Origin of the sequence: Streptomyces sp. cmx-4-9, from assembly GCF_046548835.1 — a bacterium.
GTDB lineage: Bacteria > Actinomycetota > Actinomycetes > Streptomycetales > Streptomycetaceae > Streptomyces.
In genome coordinates this window covers 1123632-1141336 of sequence record NZ_JAEBEE010000001.1, presented here as the reverse complement: position 1 = coordinate 1141336, position 17705 = coordinate 1123632, and the positions used below count along the sequence as shown (strand labels likewise).

Here is a 17705-nt window from a genome sequence, read left to right as displayed (position 1 = left end):
GCATGACCTCCACGCCCAGCCGCCTGATCCTGGCCACCCGCAACGCGGGCAAGGTCGCCGAACTCCACGCCATCCTGTCCGACGCCGGCCTCCCCTACGAGCTGGTCGGCGCGGACGCGTACCCCGAGATCCCCGACGTCAAGGAAACCGGCGTCACCTTCGCCGAGAACGCCCTCCTCAAAGCCCACGCCCTGGCCCAGGCCACCGGGCTTCCGGCCATCGCCGACGACTCCGGCCTCTGCGTCGACGTCCTGGGCGGCGCCCCCGGCATCTTCTCCGCCCGCTGGGCCGGCGCCCACGGCGACGACAAGGCCAACCTGGACCTCCTGCTGGCCCAACTCGGGGACATCGCCCCCGAGCACCGCGGCGCCCACTTCTTCTGCGCGGCCGCCCTCGCCCTCCCCGACGGCACCGAACGCGTCGTCGAAGGCCGCCTCCTCGGCACCCTGCGCACGGCCCCCGCCGGCGCCGGCGGCTTCGGCTACGACCCGATCCTGGAACCGACGGGCGAGACCCGCACCTGCGCGGAACTCACCGCGGCCGAGAAGAACGCCATCTCCCACCGCGGCCAGGCCTTCCGCGCCCTGGTCCCGGTGGTGCGGGAACTGCTGGGCTGACGGGTGGCATGACGAACGGCCTGCGGATCATCCTTCGATTCGCAGGCCGTATCTGTGCGGCGGAAGGGATTCGAACCCTCAAGCCGTTTCACGGGCCACAGATCCTAAGTCTGCTGCGTCGCCACTGCGCCACCGCCGCCAGCCGCCTGCCATGATAGCGGCAGGCGGCTGTGCGGGGCATACAAGATCAACCAGTCGGCTTGCGGCGCCCCCCTCGACACCAGGTGCTCGTCAGCGCATGACAGTTGGGGCACAGGAGCCGCAGGTTCTCGCGGCGGTCGTCGCTCCAGTCGCCGTTGACGTGGTCCACCTCAAGAGCCATCGGGCGCCCGCACCACTCGGGCGGTGTCCCGCAGCGGTCACATACGTCGTGGACGCCGCTCTCACGGAGCGCGCGGCGCAGCAGTGCGGTCTTCGTGCGGCGCTGCCCGCCGTGGCGGACGAGGATCTCCGCGGCCGGCCGGGCGGCAACAGGCCCGGGTCTGCCGCGCTGGTGTGCCTGGCCCAGGAAGTGCGAGGTGTCCAGTCCCGACTCGCGGACCCACGACATGAGAGAGGTCCTCCACGCGCGGGTGTCCGGTCGGTCGATGCGCCGCAGGGCCTCCGCCCACGACACCGACGCGGCGACCGCGTCGCGCAACGAGGTCTCGTCCGGTCTCTGGTGCCGCTTGCCCGGCTGCCGCTGGAAGTGGGATACGTCGATGCCGTAGGCGCGGAAGCGCCGCATGAGGTAATGCCCCAGCCTCCGGGGGTGCGGCTCCACGCCGTAGCGGGCGATGACGTCCTCGACGTCCCTGCACTGCGCCGCCGCCTCGGCCAGCACCTCTCGCGTGTAGCGGGCCGGCTTCCTCATCCTCGCCCCCTGCCGCGCCCACGGTAGGTGTCCGTCGTGGAATGGCAGTTGGGACACAGGAACCGGAGGTTGTCGGCCTGGTTGTTGCGCCAGTTGCCGTCGATGTGGTCGATCTCCAGGCGCAGCGGTTCCCCGAGCCATGTGCCGTCCATGCCGCACAGGGCGCAGCACTCCGTGCGTCCGGTCTCCAGGAGCGCCCGGCGCAGCCTGGTGTTGTGCACCCTGGTGGCGGCCGGGGACCGGTCCTCGCGGAGGATCTCCTCGGCGGAGCGCCGCCGGCGGTTCTCCCGCGTGTGCGTCGTCCGCGACGGCTGCGCGAAGTGCGAGGTGTCTATGCCGAAGGCCTTCACCTTGCGGCTGATGTGCGTGTGGTGGCCGCCCACGATGTCCAGGCCGAGCCGCCTGAGCACTTCGCACAGGGTCGTCGAAGCGGCGACGACCTCCGCCAGGACGTCCTTGGTCCACTTCACCCCGTCGCGTTCGAAGTGGGAGACGTCCACGCCGAGTCGCTTCATGCGCCCGCGGATGTACTCCCGTGAGCCGCCTGCCGGGTCCACCCCCAGCCTTTCCAGCGCCTCCGACAGTGTCCTGGCCCCCTTCGCCGCCTGCGTCAGGCGCTCCTTCGTGTAAGGGCTGGTCGGCATGCTCGTCCCCTCCGTTGCCGTCCGGCCGCCTGTGCGGCCCTCGTACGGAGTAACGGGGGCGGTGCAGGGGTGGTAACGGGGGATTTCGTGGGATAAGCGGAGCGGCCCGCACCGGATCGGTGCGGGCCGCTGCCGGGCCGGGCGGGAGGGGGTCAGACGCCCAGGTCCTTGATGATCTTGGCTACGTGGCCGGTGGCCTTGACGTTGTAGAAGGCGTGCTCGACCTTGCCCTCCTCGTCCACGACCACGGTGGAGCGGATGACCCCGGTCACCGTCTTGCCGTAGAGCTTCTTCTCGCCGTACGCGCCGTAGGCCGTCAGCGTCTCCTTCTCCGGGTCGCCGACCAGGGTGACCTTCAGCTGCTCCTTCTCGCGGAACTTCGCGAGCTTCTCCGGCTTGTCCGGGGAGACGCCGATGACGTCGTAGCCGGCCGTGGCCAGGAGGTCCAGGTTGTCCGTGAAGTCGCAGGCCTGCTTGGTGCAGCCCGGGGTCAGCGCCGCGGGGTAGAAGTACACGATCACCTTGCGGCCCTTGTGGTCCGCCAGCGAGACCTCGTTGCCGTCCGCGTCGGGCAGGGTGAAGGCGGGGGCGGGGTCGCCCGGCTGAAGTCGCTCGCTCATCTCAACAGTCTCCTCGGGAGGGCATCGGTACGCCACGAGACTAAGCTGACAGCCTGTTCACGGGGCACTACGCCCCACAGACCACGACGACGGAGGCAGCGCGGTGCCGGAAGCCAGGACCCCCGCACAGATCGAGGCGGACATCGTCCGCCGCCGAGAGCAGCTCGCCGAGACGCTCGACGAGATCGGTGTGCGCATGCACCCGAAGACGATCATCGGGGACGCGAAGGCCAGGGCTGCCTCGACGGTCGATCAGACCGCCGGACGCGCCTTCGTCGCGGTGAACCGTCTCGTGACGGATGTGAAGGACGGCCTGCGGCACGAGGACGGGGCCCCGCGGGTGGAGCGGATCGTTCCCGTGGCGCTGCTCGCGGCCGGTGTGGTCGGGCTGCTGGTGCTGTCGGCGCGCCGCCGGCGGTGACGACCCTGGGGCGTACGGGGCGGGCGGGGGCGGGTAGGTTCGAGGCGTGAGCGAGAACACCACCCACGACAAGCTGCCCATCCGCATGCTGCACGACCGCGTGCTCGTGAAGTCCGACGTGCCCGAGGGGGAGCGGCGTTCGGGCGGGGGCATCCTGATCCCTGCGACGGCTGCGGTGGGCAAGCGGCTGGCCTGGGCGGAGGTCGTCGCGGTCGGTCAGAACGTCCGGTCGGTCGAGCCCGGTGACCGGGTGCTGTACGACCCGGAGGACCGGGCGGAGGTCGAGGTGCGCGGCGCGACGTATGTGCTGATGCGCGAGCGGGACCTGCATGCGGTGGCCGCGGAGCGGCTGGAGGGGTCGAAGGACTCGACGGGGCTGTACCTCTGACCGCTTTCCGTGACGCAGGGTCCGGGTCCGGGTCCGGTCCGGTCCCGGTCCGGTCCCGGTCCGGTCCCGGTCCGGTTCCGGGGGTGCGGTGGAGGGGGTGAAGGGCTGGTGGCCGAGGTCACCGGCCCTTTTCCGTGCCCTTTGCTACGGTGGAGGGGAACCCCCGACGAGACGCGCCGTACCGGGTTGACGACAAGACGACGCACCCCGTTCCGCTCTCGTTCCGGAGGTGCCTGTCATGGCCTGGGTTCTGCTGCTCGTCGCCGGTCTGCTCGAAGTGGGCTGGTCGATCGGGATGAAGTTCACCGAGGGTTTCACCCGGCTGTGGCCGAGCGTGTTCACCGGCGCCGGGATCGTGGCCAGCATGGTGCTGCTGTCGTTCGCCGCGAAGACCCTGCCGATCGGTACGGCGTACGGCGTGTGGGTCGGCATCGGTGCCGCGGGTGCGGCGGTGCTCGGGATGGCGGTGCTGGGTGAACCCGTCACCGCCGCCCGGATCTTCTTCATCTGTCTGCTGCTGGTCGCCGTCGTCGGCTTGAAGGCGACTTCCGGCCACTGACCGCCTGTCGGCGGCGGACGCCGTTGCTATTCGAGGAAGGCGGACGGGGGCCGCAGCCCTTCGGTGGCGCCGCCGTCGGTACCGGGGGTGCCGGTGGTCCCGCCCTGGTCGCCCTGGCCGGTGCCTCCGTTGTCCTGGCCGCCGTTGTCCTGGCCTGCGTTGTCCTGGCCGCCTTGGGTCTGGCCCCCGTTGTTCTGACCGCCGTTGTCCTGGCCCCCGTTGTTCTGGCCGCCTTGGGTCCGGCCCCCGTTGTCCTGGCCGCCCTGGGTCTGCCCCGTGGTGGGCCGGTTGGGGCGGGTGGGCGGGGTGGGGCGTCCGGACGGGGACGGGCTGTTCTCGTCAGGGGTTTCCTGCGGGGCGTCGGACTGGCTGGGCGGCGGGGGCGGGAGCTGGGCGGCGCCGGGCTGGAGTTCCAGGTCGAAGTCGACGGGGTCGGTGCCTTCGAGGGCGGTCTTGGTGTAGGCGGCCCAGATGCGGGCCGGGTAGCCGCCGCCGCCGATGCGGGGTTCGCCCAGGGCTCCGTAGAGGGACTGGAGGGTTCCGGTGTCCGGGTCCTGGCCCATCATGGCGACGACGGTGACCAGGTCGGGCGTGTACGCGGCGAACCAGGCCGAGCGGTCGAGTTCGGCGGTGCCGGTCTTGCCTGCGGCGGGGTGGCCGGCGGCGAGGGCGGCGGTCCCGGTGCCGTTGTCGACGACGCTGACCAGCATGGAGGTGGTGGTGTCGGCGGCTTCGCGGCTGATGGCCTGGGTGGCTTCGCGGGCGGGTAGGCCGATGGTCTCGCCGCCCTTGGTGATCTTTTCCAGCAGGGTGTACGGGGTGCGTCGGCCGTGGTCGGCGAGGGTCGCGTAGGCCTGGGTCATGTCGAGGACGCTGGCCTGCATGGTGCCGAGGGCCATGGCGGGGCCGGCGTCGAAGTTGGGGGTGTCCTCGGGGATGCCGAGGGCGAGGGCGGTGTCCTTGACCTTGGTGGTGCCGACGTCCACGGCCATCTGGGCGTAGACGGTGTTGACGGAGAGGTCGGTGGCGGTGTTGACGGTGATGTTGCCGTAGGAGACCTGGCCCTCGTTCTCGGGGGCGTAGCGGATGCGGCCGCCGGCGACGGGGCGTCTGTTGTCGCCGTTGTAGACGGTGTGGGGGGTGATGCGGCGGCCGTCCTGGGTGCGGGAGCCGTTCTCGACGGCTGCGGCGAAGACGAAGGGTTTGAAGGTGGAGGCGACCTGGTAGTCGTGGCGGGTCGCGTTGTTCACGTACTGCCGGGTGTAGTCGATGCCGCCGTACATGGCGACGACCTTGCCGGTGGCGGGGTCGATGGAGGCCCCGCCGGCGCGGACGAGCCGGTCGGCCTTGCGCTTCTCCGGGTCGAGTCTGCTGAGGAGTTGGCCGTCGACGGCTTCGGTGAAGGCGTTCTGGCGGCGCCGGTCGATGGTGGTGGTGATCTGGTAGCCGCCTTCGGCGAGGGTCTTCTCGTCGAGGATTCCGTGGCCGGTGATGTAGTCCTTGACGGCTTCGACGAGGTAGCCGCGCTGTCCGGAGAGTCCGGCGGCGGGGCGGACCTTGGCCGGTTCGGGGAAGCGGGTGGCGGCGCGTTCGGCGGCCGTCAGCCAGCCCTTCTTGACCATGCCGTCGAGTACGTAGTTCCAGCGGGCGAGGGCGCGCGGGCGGCCCTGGGGGTGGGAGACGACGTCGAAGGCGCTGGGGGAGTTGAGGAGGGTGGCGAGGTAGGCGCCCTCGGCGGTGGTGAGCCGGTCGGCGTCCTTGCCGTAGTAGGCCTGCGCGGCGGCCTGGATGCCGTAGGCGTTGCGGCCGAAGTAGCTGGTGTTCAGGTAGCCCTCAAGGATGTAGTCCTTCGACTTCTCGCGGCCGAGTTTGATCGCGATGAAGAACTCCTTGGCCTTGCGTTTGATGGTCTGTTCCTGGCCCAGGTAGTAGTTCTTGACGTACTGCTGGGTGATGGTCGAGCCGGACTGGGTGCCCTTGCCGGTCGCGGTGTTCCAGGCGGCGCGGAGCATGGCCTTGGGGTCCACGGCGCGTTCGGAGTGGAAGTCGCGGTCCTCCGCGGCCAGGACGGCCTCCTGGACGGTCCGGGGGACTCGGGAGAGCGGCACGTTGACGCGGTTGACCTCGCCGTCGCGGGCGATGAGGGATCCGTCGGAGTAGAGGTAGACGTTGGACTGGGCGGTGGCGGCGGCGTTGGCCGGGGGGATGTCGACGAGCAGGTAGCCGGCGACCAGGCCGCCGCCGATCAGGACGGCGAGGAGCAGGAGGGCGGCGAGGACCATCCGCCAGGTGGGGAGGGCGCGGCGCCAGCCGGTGCGCCGGCGGCCTTTCCTGCCGGGCGGCCGGGCCGGCTGCGGACCGGCCGCCTCGCCTGCCTCGTGTGCACCGCCTGCCTCATGTGTACCGGCTGCCCCGGGTGTACCGGCTGTTCCGCCCTGCTCGTGCGCCCCGGGTCCGTCCGGGTCTCGAGGGGTCCAGCCCGGTGGGGGTGACGGGTCGCTCATCTCCAGGGCTCCTCGGCGCTGTGCGAAATATCCACTTCTGTACCTCATGTTGTCTACCCGATGCCCGGAGATTCCGCGTCGGACGGGCGTAAAGCGGTCGCGTGGATCGCCCCTCCGCACTAAGCTCCCGCGCTTTGGCCGACGTACGGCCGACGTACGGCCGACGTACGGCCGACGTGCGGCCGGTGTGCGGCCGGCGTGCGGCTGGTCTGGGAACGACCTGGGGAACGGAGGGGTGCGGTGGACGGGGCAGAGGGGGGTACGGCGGCCCGCAACGCCGCCGAGGGGCTGCGCCTCTACCTGGCGGTCGCAGCGGGCGGGTTCAGGCGCTACGCCACCTACGGAACGGCCACGCTGGCCGGGGTGTTCACCAACACCGTCTTCGGGTTCATCGTGGCGTACACCTACGTCGCGCTGTGGGACCAGCGGCCGGGCCTCGGCGGCTACGACCAGGCCCAGGCGTTGACCTTCGTCTGGGTGAGCCAGTCGCTGCTGGCCGCCGGGGCGTTCCTCGGGGGCGGTTTCCAGGAGGAGATGCAGGAGCGGATCCGGACGGGCGACATCGCGGTGGACCTGTACCGGCCCGCGGATCTCCAGATGTGGTGGCTCGCCGCCGATCTGGGCCGTGCCGCACTCCAGTTGATCGGGCGCGGCGCCGTCCCGCTGCTGGTGGGGGCGCTGGCCTTCCCGCTGGCGCTGCCCGCCGACCCGGTGCGCTGGGTGCTGTTCCTGGTGTCCGTACTGTTCGGGCTGGTCATCAGCTTCGCCGTGCGCTACCTGCTGGGCCTGGCCGCGTTCTGGCTGTTGGACGGGGCGGGGATCAACCTGATGGCCACCGTCGCCGGGATCTTCTTCTCCGGGGTGCTGCTGCCGCTGACCGTGTTCCCGGGCGGCTTCGGCGAGTTCGTCCGGCTGCTGCCGTGGGCAGCGATGCTGCAAGTGCCGGTGGACGTGCTGCTGGGCACGCACGCCGGGCCGGCCGGGGTCGCGCGGGCGCTGGCGTTCCAGGCGGGATGGGCGCTCGTCCTGCTGGGTGCGGGCCGGGCGGTGCAGTCGGCGGCGACGCGGAAGGTCGTGGTCCAGGGTGGCTGAGGCGGTACTGGAGCGGGAGCCCGCCCTCCCGCGGGCGCCGGGGACGGTGCGGCGCAACCGGGCCTGGGAGGGGCTGCGCGGGTACGGGCTGATCGCGGCGATGTGGATCCGCTCGACCATGACCTACCGGACGTCGTTCTTCCTGTCGACGTTCGGGAACGCGGCGATCACCCTCCTCGACTTCGTGGCGATCTTCATCATGTTCTCGCACGTGGAGGTCCTCGGCGGATTCACGCTGCCCGAGGTCGCCCTGCTGTACGGGTCCGCCTCGGCCTCGCTGGGCTTCGCGGACCTGCTGATGGGCAATACCGACCGGATCGGGCAGCGGATCCGGGACGGCTCCCTCGACACGATGCTGGTGCGCCCGGTCCCGGTGCTCGCCCAGGTCGCGGCGGACCGCTTCGCGCTGCGCCGCCTGGGGCGGACCGGTCAGGGCCTGGGGGTGCTGTGCTGGGCGGTGGCGGTGCTGGACGTGGACTGGACGCCGGGACGGGTCCTGCTGGTGCCCGTGATGGTGGTGAGCGGTGCGGCGATCTTCGGGGCACTGCTGGTGGCGGGAGCGGCCTTCCAGTTCGCGGCGAAGGACGCCGCCGAGGTCCAGAACGCCTTCACCTACGGCGGCTGCACGATGCTCCAGTACCCCCCGGCGGTGTTCGGGACGGACCTGCTGCGCGGGGTGACCTTCGTGGTGCCGCTGGCCTTCGTCAACTGGCTGCCGGCGCTGTACGTCCTGGGGCGGCCCGATCCGCTGGGACTGCCCGACGCGGTGGCGTTCGCGAGTCCGCTGGTCGCCTTCCTGGTCTTCCTGCCCGCGTCGCTGGCCTGGCGTGCGGGAGTCCGTTCGTACCGAAGCACGGGGAGCTGAACGCTGATGGCGGATGCACTGATCGCGGTGGACGGGGTGGAGAAGGTCTTTGACGTACGGCGCCGGGTGGGCCTGATGCGCCGGGAGAAACGCCAGGTGAGGGCGGTGGACGGGATCAGCTTCACGGTGGCGCGGGGGGAGGTGGTCGGCTACATCGGGCCCAACGGTGCGGGGAAGTCCACCACGATCAAGATGCTGACGGGCATCCTCACCCCGAGCGGCGGCCGGCTGCGGGTGGCGGGCGTCGACCCGTCCCGTGAGCGGATGCGCCTCGCGCACCGGATCGGGGTGGTGTTCGGGCAGCGCACGACGCTGTGGTGGGACCTGCCGCTGAAGGACTCGTACGGGCTGATGCGGCGGATGTACCGGATCCCGCCGGAGCGGTTCGCGCGGAACATGGAGCGCTGCGTGGAGCAGTTGGACCTGGCGGAGCTGCTCGACGTGCCGGTGCGGCAGCTGTCGCTGGGCCAGCGGATGCGCGGGGACATCGCCGCGGCGCTGCTGCACGATCCGGACGTGCTGTACCTGGACGAGCCGACGATCGGGCTGGACGTGGTGAGCAAGGCGAAGGTACGGGGCTTCCTGCGGCAGTTGAACGCGGAACTGGGCACGACCGTGCTGCTGACCACGCACGACCTCCAGGACATCGAGCAGCTCTGCGAGCGGGTGATGGTGATCGACCACGGGCGGTTGGTGTACGACGGTCCGCTGGGCGGTCTGCACGCGGCGGGTTCGGCGGGGGAGAGCGAACGGACGCTGGTGGTGGACCTGGAGCGGGAGCTTCCGCCGCTGGAGGTGACGGGGGCACGGGTGGTGAGGGTGGAGGGGGCGCGGCAGTGGCTGGCGTTCCCGGCAGGGGCGTCGGCCGCCCCGCTGGTGGCGGCGGTGGCGGCGGGCTACCCGCTGGTGGACCTGTCGGTGCGGGAGCCGGACATCGAGGACGTGATCGCGCGGATGTACGCGGGGCGGGGCTGAGGGCGGGGCTGCGGGCCGGGGTGAGGGCCGGGCTGAGGGGGCGGACCGGCCAGGCCTGATCTCAGGGGTAAGCCGGGGTGGGTGTCAGGGGCCGGTCAGGGGCAAGTCGTACAACTCCCGCGGCTGACTGCATAGTCTGGTCCGCATGAGTGACGAGCGGCCGGAGAAGCCGTTGCCGGAGCTGAGGGCGTCGGACGCCGACCGGGACCGGGTGGTGGAGCGTCTGCGGGACGCCGTCGCCGAGGGCCGGCTCGACATGGACGAGTTCGAGGAGCGGCTGGAGGCGGCGTACACCTCGCGTACGTACGCGGAACTGGAACCGCTGACCCGGGACCTGCCGGCGGCGCCGGACCCGTACCCTGCGGGCCGGGCGGCCGGTCCCGGAGCGGGTACGGGTACGGGTACGGCCTGGCCGGCGCGGATCGGCGGCGCGGGATCCTCCTCGACGGCGGTGGCCGTCATGTCGGGGTTCCAGCGCAAGGGCCGCTGGACGGTCCCGGCGCGGTTCAACGCGGTGGCGTTCTGGGGCGGCGGGGAGATCGACCTGCGCGAGGCGAACTTCGCGGAGCGCGAGGTGGTCATCACCTGCGTGGCCGTCATGGGCGGCATCCAGATCACCGTCCCGCCGGGTGTGGAGGTGGACGTGCGGGGCGTCGGCGTGATGGGCGCCTTCGACCACCGGCCGTCCTCGGCCGCACCGGAACCGGGCGCTCCGCGCGTGGTGGTGACGGGCCTCGCGTTCTGGGGCGGAGTGGAGATCAAGGTCAAAGCCCCGAAGCCGCTGCCCGGCGGGGGCTTCCGCAAGGAGCTGTAGCAGCGAAGCCACCCCCCGGCTCCGCCACCACCAGCCGTACCCCCGACCCGTGGCTCCGCCGAGGCTGGCTGTGCGGGGCGGGGCGGGGCGGGGCCCTGCCCGTGGGGCCCTGGCTGCGCCCGGGCTCTTCGCCTCAAGCGCCGGCGGGGCTGATGTTGCTGGGCGGGGCCCTGCCGGCGGGGCCGTGGCTGCGCCCGGGCTCTTCGCCTCAAGCGCCGGCTGGGCTGGTTGTGCTGGGCGGGGCCCTGGCTGTGGAGCCGTGGCTGCGCCTGGACCTCCGCCTCAAGCGCCGGCGGGGCTGATGTTGCTGGGCGGGGCCCTGCCGCGGGGCCCTGGCTGCGCCCGGGCTCTTCGCCTCAAGCGCCGGCGGGGCTGGTTTTGCTGGGCGGGGCCCTGCCGCGGGGCCGTGGCTGCGCCCGGGCTCTTCGCCTCAAGCGCCGGCTGGGCTGGTTGTGCTGGGCGGGGCTTCGACCGTTGGGCTTGGTCGAGCCGATTCAGCCCCGCCGGCGTTTGAGGCGAAAGGCTGGGCGGAGCCCCGGGTCGCGGGCAGGGCCTCGCCCGGCACAAACAGCCCCGCCGGCGTTTGAGGCGACGGGTCGGGCGGAGCCCCGGGTCGCGGGCAGGGCCTGGCCCAGCAACATCAGCCCCGCCGGCGATTGAGGCGAGAGCACCCGAGCCGCCGCGCAGGGGTTGGCGGGCTCCCGCCGGGCAGACGCCCCGTACACCCTCGCGGGAGCGACATGGCGTGGCGGGAACTCTCCGCGCCTCCCGGGAGTCGGATGCTATGCAGACAAACCGGCGCCCCCGGGGAAGGCAGGACCACGTGGACCACCGCACCACCGCCGAAGGCACCGGCACCGGCACCGGCACCGGCACCGGCACCCCCGCCCCCGCCCGCGGAGCCTTCGTGTTCAGCGCCGCCGACGAGGAGCGCCGGCACGGCGTCCGCCGGATGAAGGCCATCGCGACCGGCCTGCTGCTGCTGGTCGCCCTGGTGTACGTGTGCGCCACCTGGGCGGAGCACACCGGCGCCGGACCCTGGTCCGGCTACGTCGCGGCCGCCGCCGAAGCCGGCATGGTCGGTGCGCTCGCCGACTGGTTCGCCGTCACCGCCCTCTTCCGGCATCCGCTCGGCCTGCCCATCCCGCACACCGCGATCATCCCGAAGAAGAAGGACCAGCTGGGGGTGACCCTCGGCGAGTTCGTCGGCGAGAACTTCCTCTCCCCGGACGTGGTCAAGGCCCGCCTCCAGGCCCTCGGCATCGGCGGCCGCCTCGGCGCCTGGCTCGCCGAGCCCGCGCATGCCGACCGGGTCACCGCGGAGCTGGCCACCGCCCTGCGCGGGGCCCTGACCGTCCTGCGCGACTCCGACGTGCAGGAGATCGTCGGCGAGGCCGTCACCCGGCGGGCCGAGACCGCGGAGATCGCGCCCGCCATGGGCAAGACCCTGCAGCGGGTCGTCGCCGACGGCGGGCACCGCCGGGCCGTGGACCTGGTGTGCACCAAGGCGCACGACTGGCTGGTCACGCACGGGGAGTCGGTGATGGACGCGGTCCAGGGCGGGGCGCCCGGCTGGACCCCGCGGTTCGTGGACCGCAAGATCGGCGACCGCGTGTACAAGGAGCTGCTGCGCTTCGTCACGGAGATGCGGGACATGCCGGGGCACCCGGCGCGCGGTGCGGTGGACCGCTTCCTCGCGGACTTCGCCATCGACCTGCAGTCGGACACCCAGACCCGGGCCCGTGTCGAACGGCTCAAGTCGGAGCTGCTGGCGCGCGGCGAGGTGCAGGACGTGATCGCGTCCGCCTGGACCGCCGTCCGCTCGATGATCATGTCGGCGGCGGAGGACGAGCAGAGCGAGCTGCGCCTGCGGGTGCGGTCCTCGCTGATCTCGCTGGGGTCCCGGCTGGCCACCGACGCCCGTCTGCAGGGCAAGGTCGAGGGCTGGATCGAGGGTGCGCTGGTGTACGTCGTCACCACCTACCGGACCGAGATCACCTCGCTGATCACGGACACGGTGGCGGGCTGGGACGCCGGGCACACCTCGCGGAAGATCGAGGCGCACATCGGCCGGGACCTGCAGTTCATCCGGATCAACGGCACGGTGGTCGGCGCACTCGCCGGCCTGTTGATCTACTCGGTGTCCCAGGCGTTCGGCGCATAGCCGCGCCCACCGGCAGGCAGCGGCCGGCCGCGTCCACGGCGGGCCCCGCCGGCGGCTCCGTACGCCGATCCGCCGCCCGTCAGCCGCCGTGAGGCGCCGTGGGGCGCGGTCAGCTGCCGTGAGCCGCCGGTCAACCGCGTTCGGCCACGGCCCAGGACGTGGCGGCGACGACACCCGCGGCCCCGCACACGGCCGGCCACGCGCCGATCTTCCTGGCCAGCGGATGGGCGCCGGCGAAGCCTGCCAGGTACAGGGCCCCGAGTCCGGCCGCGGCGGGCAGCCCGCTCCGCCGGTGCCACTCGCGTCCCGCGGCGATCCCTGCCGCGCCGAGGACGGCGCCGCCCAGGGGCCGCTTCCCGGTCCACCGGGCGACGGCGTATCCGCCGAGCAGTCCGGCTGTCGCCAGCACGGAGCCGGGTACTCGCGCCATGTCTGATCTCCCTGATCGGTCGTGTCCTGTCAGCGGTCTCCGCGGAGTTGCGGCCCCCATGAGGCTAACGCGGGCGTCGCGCCGTCCCGCGGGTGCCCGGGAATCCCAGGACGAGCACCGCCCCGCCGACCACGGCGTCCGGGACCGCGTCCTGCAGGGTCCGCGGCAGCAGGGCCACGATGCCGAGGACGAGCAGGAAGGCGAGCGCGTACCGGCCGGCCGCGCGGAGCAGTCTGTCCACGGCTGCCCAACGCGGTCGCCGGGTTTCCCGACACGGAGGGCGGGGAGGGGATTTGTCGCACACTCTCCGGATCCGTACGGTGTCCGCCCGTGGAACCCGGGGGGCATAAATTCAATCTCCCCACCCAAAGGGAACATCCCCACCCGACCTCAGGAGCCAGGACATCGTGATCTGCTACGGACAGGCCGTCCTCGACCTCGCGGACGAACTGGTCGACGCCTACGCCGACGTCTTCTCCGGCCCACCGTGGAACGAAGGCGAAGAAACCATTCGCCAGTTTGCGAGCCGCCTGCAGAGCGATGCCCGGCGCCGTGGGTTCCGTACCGCCCTGGCCCAGTCGGCGACCGGTATCGACGGCTTCGCCACGGGCTGGATCACCCCCGCGTCCTTCCCCAAGGACCGCGCGTACGCGCAGGTGGCCGCACAACTCGGCCCGGCCCGCGTGCGGGAGCTCCTGACCGGCGCCCTGGAGATAGACGAACTCGCCGTACGCCCCTACGCGCGCGGCCACGGCACCGGCCGGGCGCTGCTGACGGAGATCACCGCCGACGCCCCGGACCGCCGCGCCTGGCTGCTGACCTCGCGTCTGGCCACCGACACCGTGGCCACCTACCGCCGGCTGGGCTGGCACGAGGTCCCGGCCCGCCCCGGCACCGAGACCGGCGTGATCGTCTTCCTCTCCCCGGACCACCCGAACCGCTGACCCCAGAGCCCGGCCAGGCCCGGCCAGGCCTGACCCGGCCGGCCGGCCGGCCCGATCCGGCTCGGCCTGGGCCCGGTCCGGCCCGGTCCCGCCCGGTGCGGTCAGTTCCGGTCCGCGGGAGGTGCCGTCCGGGCGGCGCTCCCGTCATCCGGGGTAGGCCCGCGGCGCGTCCGGGCATACCCGCGGCATGATCACCACGCAGCGGCAGCCGCACCGACCGGACCAGCCGCACCGACCGGACCAGCCCGAGCAACCGGACCGAACGCACCGACCGGACCACCCCCACCGACCGGACCAGCCCGAGCAACCGGACCAGCCGCACCGACCGGACCAGCCCGAGCAGCCGGACCGACCGCCGGGGTCGGACCAGTCGCAGGGTGGGCAAGGGCGGCTACGCCGGCAAGCGCGGCGGCGGGACGGGGCGGCGCCCCGCCGGCAGTTCGACCTGGCCACCCGCCACCAGCTCGTCGCCTCCGGCGTCCCCGCCGCCACGATCACCTCCCGCACCCGCCCCGGCGGGCCCTGGCAGCGCCTGCTCCCCCGGGTGTACCTCCTGCAGACCGGGCCGCCGGACCACCGGCAACGCGCCCTCGGCGCCGTCCTGTACGCCGCCGACCCCGCTTCCGATCCGCTCTCCGGTGACACGGCCGCCCTCACCGGCGGCGCCGCGCTGGCCCTCCTGGGGGTCCGCGAAGCCCCGTACGCCCCGGCCGACGTCCTGATCCGCGCCCCGCGCCGGCTCTCGGGTGCCGCCGGGGTCCGCCCGCTGGCGACCTCCCGCTGGCCGCGGACCATCACGGTGTCCGGCGTCCCGTGCGCCCGCCCGGTGCGCGCCGCGGCCGACTTCGCGGCCCGCGCCGCGCACCCCGACCGGATCCGCTCGGTCCTCGCCCACGTCGTCCAGGCCGGCTGGTGCCACCCGCACGACCTGCACGCCGAACTCCGCGACTCCCGGCTCCTGTCCCGCCCCGCGGTACGCGCCGCAGCGGCGGAGCTGGTCGCCGGCACCCGGTCCCTGGCCGAGGCCCGCGCCCGCGAGGCCCTGGCCGCCACCGACCTGCCGACCCCGCTGTGGAACGCCCGCCTCTCCACCCCGGACGGCGCCTTCCTGGCCAGCCCGGACGCCTACTGGCCCGACGAGGGCGTGGCCCTGGAGATCGATTCGGCGGAGTACCACTACACCCGCGACTCCTGGCACGCCACGCTCCGCCGCAGGCTGCGCCTGGAGGCCCACGGCGTCCTGGTGGTCAGCGCCACCCCGTCGATGATCCGCGACACCCCCGAGGAGGTCCTCGGGGCCGTCCGCGCCCTCCTCGCCCTGTCCCGCACCCGCCCCGCCCCGCCCGAAGCCCGGGCCCGCGGCCACGTGCAGTTGGAGCTGCCGGCGCCGGCGCCGTGACAATGAGGTGTGGAAGCCTTGGAGAGCACCCCGGACGTACGTGCTCGGATGAGTCGCCAGAAGAGCAGGGACACCGAGATCGAGGTGGCCCTGCGGCGCACACTGCACGCGGCGGGGCTGCGCTACCGCGTCCACCGGCGCCCGATCAAGGGTGTGCGCCGCGAGGCCGACATCGTCTTCGGGCCGGCGCGCGTGGCCGTGTTCGTCGACGGCTGCTTCTGGCACGGATGCCCTGCGCATGCGACGTGGCCGCGCCGCAACGCCGCGTTCTGGCGCGGCAAGATCGAGGGCAACAGGGCGCGTGACCAGGACACCGACGCCCGTCTGGCGGCCGCCGGCTGGCTGTCCGTCCGGGTCTGGGAGCACGAGGAGGTGGGGGACGCGGCCGCACGCATCGCCGGGTTGGTGGCCGAGCGCCGGCCGGCGCGGACGCCTGCTTCCGGTGCCGCCGGGCAGCGCACCGGAAGCTGACCCGCATCCGGGACGGGGGCGTCAGCCGATGTCGGCGCCGTGGCACTCGTCGTACGGTTTGCCCGAGGTGCACCAGCAGGGGTGGGTGGGGGCGGGGGGCCACGGGGTGGCCTTGCCGCGGGCGGCCAGGGTGGTGGCGTACTCGGCCAGCAGGGACGGGGAGGCCGGGGAGGTCCTCTCCGAGGCGGCGAAGGCCTCGTAGGAGGGGACGCTGGCCGTGACGATGCCCAGGTTGGTGGTGCCCGAGGCGGCCAGGGCGCGGAGCGAGGACTCCACGGCCAGCAGGTGGGCCTCGTGCGAGGGGTAGTCGGCGCCGAGGGTCGGGTAGCTGGTGAGGAGCTCCGCCAGCTCGCGCGCGGGCCAGTGCAGGATCGCCACCGGGAACGGGCGGGAGAGCGCCGCGCGGCGGTCGCCCAGCTCGGCGCGCAGGCGGGCGATCTCGGCGCGCAGTTCCGCCGGGTCGTCCGAGCCGAGGGCCCAGATGCGCTTCGGGTCGTGGAGTTCGTCGAGGGGGATCGGGCCGATGTGGCGGGTGTCGGCGACCATGTCCCAGTCGTCGTGCGGCAGGCCCAGCAGGCGGCGGACCCGGTGGCGGCCGGTCAGCAGGGCGGTGGTGGCCCGGGTGAGGGGGGCCTCCTCCGCGATGAGGAGGGTGGCCGCCTCGGTGAAGCAGTCGTGCGAGGCCTGCAGCTCGTCGTGCGTCTCCAGGGCCTCCGCGATGACCTCCCAGGGCGCCGGGTCCTTCGGGGCCGCCGCGCGGATGCCGGAGATCAGTGCGCGGGCCTCGGCCTCGTGGCCGTACTCCCAGAGGTTCGCCGCCTGAAGGGCCTTGACCAGGTGCGGGTTGGCCGGTGAGGAGGAGAGGAGTTCGTCGTACAGGCTGCTCGCCCGATCGCGTGCATCGGCCAACTCGAGGTGGGCCGCGGCCTGGAGGAGCAAGGGCTCCTGGTCCTCGGGGTAGCGGGTCGCCGTGCGGATGAGGCGCTCGGCTTCGGCGATGTGCTCGGCAGGCGTGTCGGGGCGCATGGTTCACACCGTACTGCCGCTGGTCAGTTGGCGGGGGAGGACTTAGGGTGCGGGCCGTGCGAGATCGCGTACCCGTGGTGGTGCAGGGGGGCGGCCGGCGGACGCGTCCGGGCGGCCTCGCCGCTCTGCTGTGGGTCTGCGCCGAGGTGACGACCACGCTGGGCGTGCTGGTGGCGCTGCTGGTCGTGCACCAGGTGTGGTGGACCAACCGACAGGCCGCCGCCGCGGCGCAGGAGCAGGTCCGGACTCTGGAGGAGCAGTGGGACCGGACCGGGGCCGGGCCCGCGGCCGCGCCCCCGGCCCCGGACCCGGCCGCCGCGGCCCCGTCCGCCGGCGCCTCGGCCCCCGATGCCTCCGCCGGCCCCGCGGATGCCGCAGGCCGGGCTTCCGCACCCGCGCCCGGCCGGAGCGCGAGCCCGCGGCCCGCCGCCCCGCCCGCCGCCCCGGACCGGGCGTACGCCGTGCTGCGCATTCCCCGGCTGGGGCTCGCCGTGCCCGTGGCGCAAGGGGTCGACAAGCGGGCCGTGCTCGACAAGGGCTACGCCGGCCAGTACCCGGGGACGGCGCAGCCGGGGGCGGCGGGGAACTTCGCGCTCGCCGGGCACCGCAACACCCACGGCGAGCCGTTCCGGTACATCAACCGCCTGCGGGCCGGGGACGAGCTGATCGTCGACGTGCGGGGGCGCCGGTACGTGTACGTGGTCGGGAAGATCCTCGACACGACGGCGGCCCGGGACACCGGGGTGATCGCCCCGGTGCCGCGGAGCCTGGTCAGACCGGACCAGGGGTACGGCGAGCCCGGCTCCTACATCACCCTCACCACCTGTACTCCGGAGTACAGCTCCGCCTACCGGCTGGTCGTCTGGGGGACCTTGAGGTCCGCAGGCCCCTGAAGTCCCGGGCGGCGACCGGCTACCAT

Annotated in this window: 20 protein-coding genes, 1 tRNA gene and 1 riboswitch; of the genes, 13 read left to right on the top strand and 8 right to left on the bottom strand. The window is 73.2% G+C overall.

The features are described 5' to 3' along the window. Positions 1–2: 2 nt before the first annotated feature. On the top strand, positions 3–617 hold the full coding sequence (rdgB, locus tag ACLJTM_RS05330) for an RdgB/HAM1 family non-canonical purine NTP pyrophosphatase (protein WP_411102142.1): 615 nt from the start codon (positions 3–5) through the stop codon (positions 615–617). Positions 618–672: 55 nt separating this feature from the next. Here rdgB and ACLJTM_RS05325 read toward each other — a convergent pair. The 4 genes from ACLJTM_RS05325 to bcp form a co-directional block, all read right to left on the bottom strand. After that, positions 673–756 (bottom strand) — tRNA-Leu (locus ACLJTM_RS05325). Between the two features lie 48 nt (positions 757–804). Then, positions 805–1470, bottom strand: coding sequence for an HNH endonuclease (locus tag ACLJTM_RS05320; RefSeq protein ID WP_411102141.1), 666 nt, complete (start codon positions 1468–1470; stop codon positions 805–807). Then, positions 1467–2114 (bottom strand): HNH endonuclease signature motif containing protein, encoded by a 648-nt coding sequence (locus ACLJTM_RS05315; protein WP_411102140.1) that lies wholly within the window; start codon positions 2112–2114, stop codon positions 1467–1469. The genes ACLJTM_RS05320 and ACLJTM_RS05315 overlap by 4 nt, the downstream gene beginning before the upstream one ends. A gap of 152 nt (positions 2115–2266) precedes the next feature. Next, the gene (bcp, locus tag ACLJTM_RS05310) at positions 2267–2734 is read right to left on the bottom strand and encodes a thioredoxin-dependent thiol peroxidase (RefSeq protein ID WP_411102139.1); all 468 of its coding nucleotides are present in this window, start codon (positions 2732–2734) and stop codon (positions 2267–2269) included. A 103-nt stretch (positions 2735–2837) separates the two neighbouring features. Here bcp and ACLJTM_RS05305 point away from each other — a divergent pair, with 103 nt between their 5' ends. The 3 genes from ACLJTM_RS05305 (at position 2838) to ACLJTM_RS05295 (ending at position 4102) form a co-directional block, all read left to right on the top strand. After that, complete coding sequence (locus ACLJTM_RS05305) at positions 2838–3155, top strand: DUF3618 domain-containing protein (protein WP_411102138.1); 318 nt, start codon at positions 2838–2840, stop codon at positions 3153–3155. 46 nt (positions 3156–3201) lie between these two features. After that, a complete protein-coding gene (locus tag ACLJTM_RS05300) occupies positions 3202–3543 on the top strand; it encodes a GroES family chaperonin (protein WP_411102137.1) in 342 nt (113 codons plus the stop codon). 132 nt (positions 3544–3675) lie between these two features. Continuing rightward, positions 3676–3750: riboswitch (guanidine-III (ykkC-III) riboswitch) on the top strand. A gap of 31 nt (positions 3751–3781) precedes the next feature. After that, positions 3782–4102 (top strand): DMT family transporter, encoded by a 321-nt coding sequence (locus tag ACLJTM_RS05295; RefSeq protein WP_411102136.1) that lies wholly within the window; start codon positions 3782–3784, stop codon positions 4100–4102. A 26-nt stretch (positions 4103–4128) separates the two neighbouring features. Here the strand turns inward: ACLJTM_RS05295 and ACLJTM_RS05290 are convergent, their stop codons facing one another. Continuing rightward, a complete protein-coding gene (locus ACLJTM_RS05290; RefSeq protein ID WP_411102135.1) occupies positions 4129–6606 on the bottom strand; it encodes a transglycosylase domain-containing protein in 2478 nt (825 codons plus the stop codon). A gap of 288 nt (positions 6607–6894) precedes the next feature. Here ACLJTM_RS05290 and ACLJTM_RS05285 point away from each other — a divergent pair, with 288 nt between their 5' ends. From ACLJTM_RS05285 to ACLJTM_RS05265, 5 genes are all read left to right on the top strand, one after another. Continuing rightward, complete coding sequence (locus ACLJTM_RS05285; RefSeq protein WP_411102289.1) at positions 6895–7698, top strand: ABC transporter permease; 804 nt, start codon at positions 6895–6897, stop codon at positions 7696–7698. After that, positions 7691–8563, top strand: a complete 873-nt coding sequence (locus ACLJTM_RS05280) for an ABC transporter permease (RefSeq protein ID WP_411102134.1) — start codon at positions 7691–7693, stop codon at positions 8561–8563. The genes ACLJTM_RS05285 and ACLJTM_RS05280 overlap by 8 nt, the downstream gene beginning before the upstream one ends. Positions 8564–8569: 6 nt before the next feature. Beyond that, a complete protein-coding gene (locus tag ACLJTM_RS05275; RefSeq protein WP_411102133.1) occupies positions 8570–9538 on the top strand; it encodes an ATP-binding cassette domain-containing protein in 969 nt (322 codons plus the stop codon). Positions 9539–9683: 145 nt separating this feature from the next. Beyond that, a complete protein-coding gene (locus tag ACLJTM_RS05270; protein WP_411102132.1) occupies positions 9684–10352 on the top strand; it encodes a DUF1707 domain-containing protein in 669 nt (222 codons plus the stop codon). A gap of 784 nt (positions 10353–11136) precedes the next feature. Further along, positions 11137–12516, top strand: coding sequence for a DUF445 domain-containing protein (locus ACLJTM_RS05265; protein ID WP_411102131.1), 1380 nt, complete (start codon positions 11137–11139; stop codon positions 12514–12516). 130 nt (positions 12517–12646) lie between these two features. Here the strand turns inward: ACLJTM_RS05265 and ACLJTM_RS05260 are convergent, their stop codons facing one another. Together ACLJTM_RS05260 and ACLJTM_RS05255 are read right to left on the bottom strand one after the other, a co-directional pair. Beyond that, positions 12647–12946, bottom strand: a complete 300-nt coding sequence (locus ACLJTM_RS05260) for a hypothetical protein (RefSeq protein WP_411102130.1) — start codon at positions 12944–12946, stop codon at positions 12647–12649. Positions 12947–13010: 64 nt separating this feature from the next. Continuing rightward, positions 13011–13187 carry a hypothetical protein gene (locus ACLJTM_RS05255; protein ID WP_411102129.1) on the bottom strand — a complete coding sequence of 59 codons (177 nt, stop codon included), beginning with the start codon at positions 13185–13187 and terminating at the stop codon, positions 13011–13013. A gap of 166 nt (positions 13188–13353) precedes the next feature. Here ACLJTM_RS05255 and ACLJTM_RS05250 point away from each other — a divergent pair, with 166 nt between their 5' ends. The 3 genes from ACLJTM_RS05250 (at position 13354) to ACLJTM_RS05240 (ending at position 15760) form a co-directional block, all read left to right on the top strand. Further along, complete coding sequence (locus ACLJTM_RS05250) at positions 13354–13890, top strand: GNAT family N-acetyltransferase (protein WP_411102128.1); 537 nt, start codon at positions 13354–13356, stop codon at positions 13888–13890. Between the two features lie 187 nt (positions 13891–14077). Continuing rightward, positions 14078–15289 carry a hypothetical protein gene (locus tag ACLJTM_RS05245; RefSeq protein ID WP_411102127.1) on the top strand — a complete coding sequence of 404 codons (1212 nt, stop codon included), beginning with the start codon at positions 14078–14080 and terminating at the stop codon, positions 15287–15289. A 9-nt stretch (positions 15290–15298) separates the two neighbouring features. After that, positions 15299–15760: a very short patch repair endonuclease gene (locus ACLJTM_RS05240; protein ID WP_411102126.1), complete on the top strand. Its 462-nt coding sequence runs from the start codon at positions 15299–15301 to the stop codon at positions 15758–15760. Positions 15761–15781: 21 nt separating this feature from the next. On the opposite strand, the gene ACLJTM_RS05235 is transcribed toward ACLJTM_RS05240, so the two are convergent. Then, the gene (locus tag ACLJTM_RS05235; RefSeq protein ID WP_411102125.1) at positions 15782–16786 is read right to left on the bottom strand and encodes an SEC-C metal-binding domain-containing protein; all 1005 of its coding nucleotides are present in this window, start codon (positions 16784–16786) and stop codon (positions 15782–15784) included. Between the two features lie 56 nt (positions 16787–16842). On the opposite strand from ACLJTM_RS05235, the gene ACLJTM_RS05230 reads away from it, so the two are divergent. Further along, the gene (locus ACLJTM_RS05230; protein WP_411102124.1) at positions 16843–17679 is read left to right on the top strand and encodes a class E sortase; all 837 of its coding nucleotides are present in this window, start codon (positions 16843–16845) and stop codon (positions 17677–17679) included. The last annotated feature ends 26 nt before the right edge of the window (positions 17680–17705 follow it).

What these genes read in the sequence shown, in the direction of transcription:
- rdgB (WP_411102142.1), top strand. Translation starts at nt 3, where the DNA reads ATGACCTCCACGCCCAGCCGCCTGATCCTGGCCACCCGCAACGCGGGC.
- ACLJTM_RS05320 (WP_411102141.1), bottom strand. Translation starts at nt 1,470, where the DNA reads ATGAGGAAGCCGGCCCGCTACACGCGAGAGGTGCTGGCCGAGGCGGCG.
- ACLJTM_RS05315 (WP_411102140.1), bottom strand. Translation starts at nt 2,114, where the DNA reads ATGCCGACCAGCCCTTACACGAAGGAGCGCCTGACGCAGGCGGCGAAG.
- bcp (WP_411102139.1), bottom strand. Translation starts at nt 2,734, where the DNA reads ATGAGCGAGCGACTTCAGCCGGGCGACCCCGCCCCCGCCTTCACCCTG.
- ACLJTM_RS05295 (WP_411102136.1), top strand. Translation starts at nt 3,782, where the DNA reads ATGGCCTGGGTTCTGCTGCTCGTCGCCGGTCTGCTCGAAGTGGGCTGG.
- ACLJTM_RS05290 (WP_411102135.1), bottom strand. Translation starts at nt 6,606, where the DNA reads ATGAGCGACCCGTCACCCCCACCGGGCTGGACCCCTCGAGACCCGGAC.
- ACLJTM_RS05275 (WP_411102133.1), top strand. Translation starts at nt 8,570, where the DNA reads ATGGCGGATGCACTGATCGCGGTGGACGGGGTGGAGAAGGTCTTTGAC.
- ACLJTM_RS05270 (WP_411102132.1), top strand. Translation starts at nt 9,684, where the DNA reads ATGAGTGACGAGCGGCCGGAGAAGCCGTTGCCGGAGCTGAGGGCGTCG.
- ACLJTM_RS05265 (WP_411102131.1), top strand. Translation starts at nt 11,137, where the DNA reads ATGCAGACAAACCGGCGCCCCCGGGGAAGGCAGGACCACGTGGACCAC.
- ACLJTM_RS05260 (WP_411102130.1), bottom strand. Translation starts at nt 12,946, where the DNA reads ATGGCGCGAGTACCCGGCTCCGTGCTGGCGACAGCCGGACTGCTCGGC.
- ACLJTM_RS05245 (WP_411102127.1), top strand. Translation starts at nt 14,078, where the DNA reads ATGATCACCACGCAGCGGCAGCCGCACCGACCGGACCAGCCGCACCGA.
- ACLJTM_RS05235 (WP_411102125.1), bottom strand. Translation starts at nt 16,786, where the DNA reads ATGCGCCCCGACACGCCTGCCGAGCACATCGCCGAAGCCGAGCGCCTC.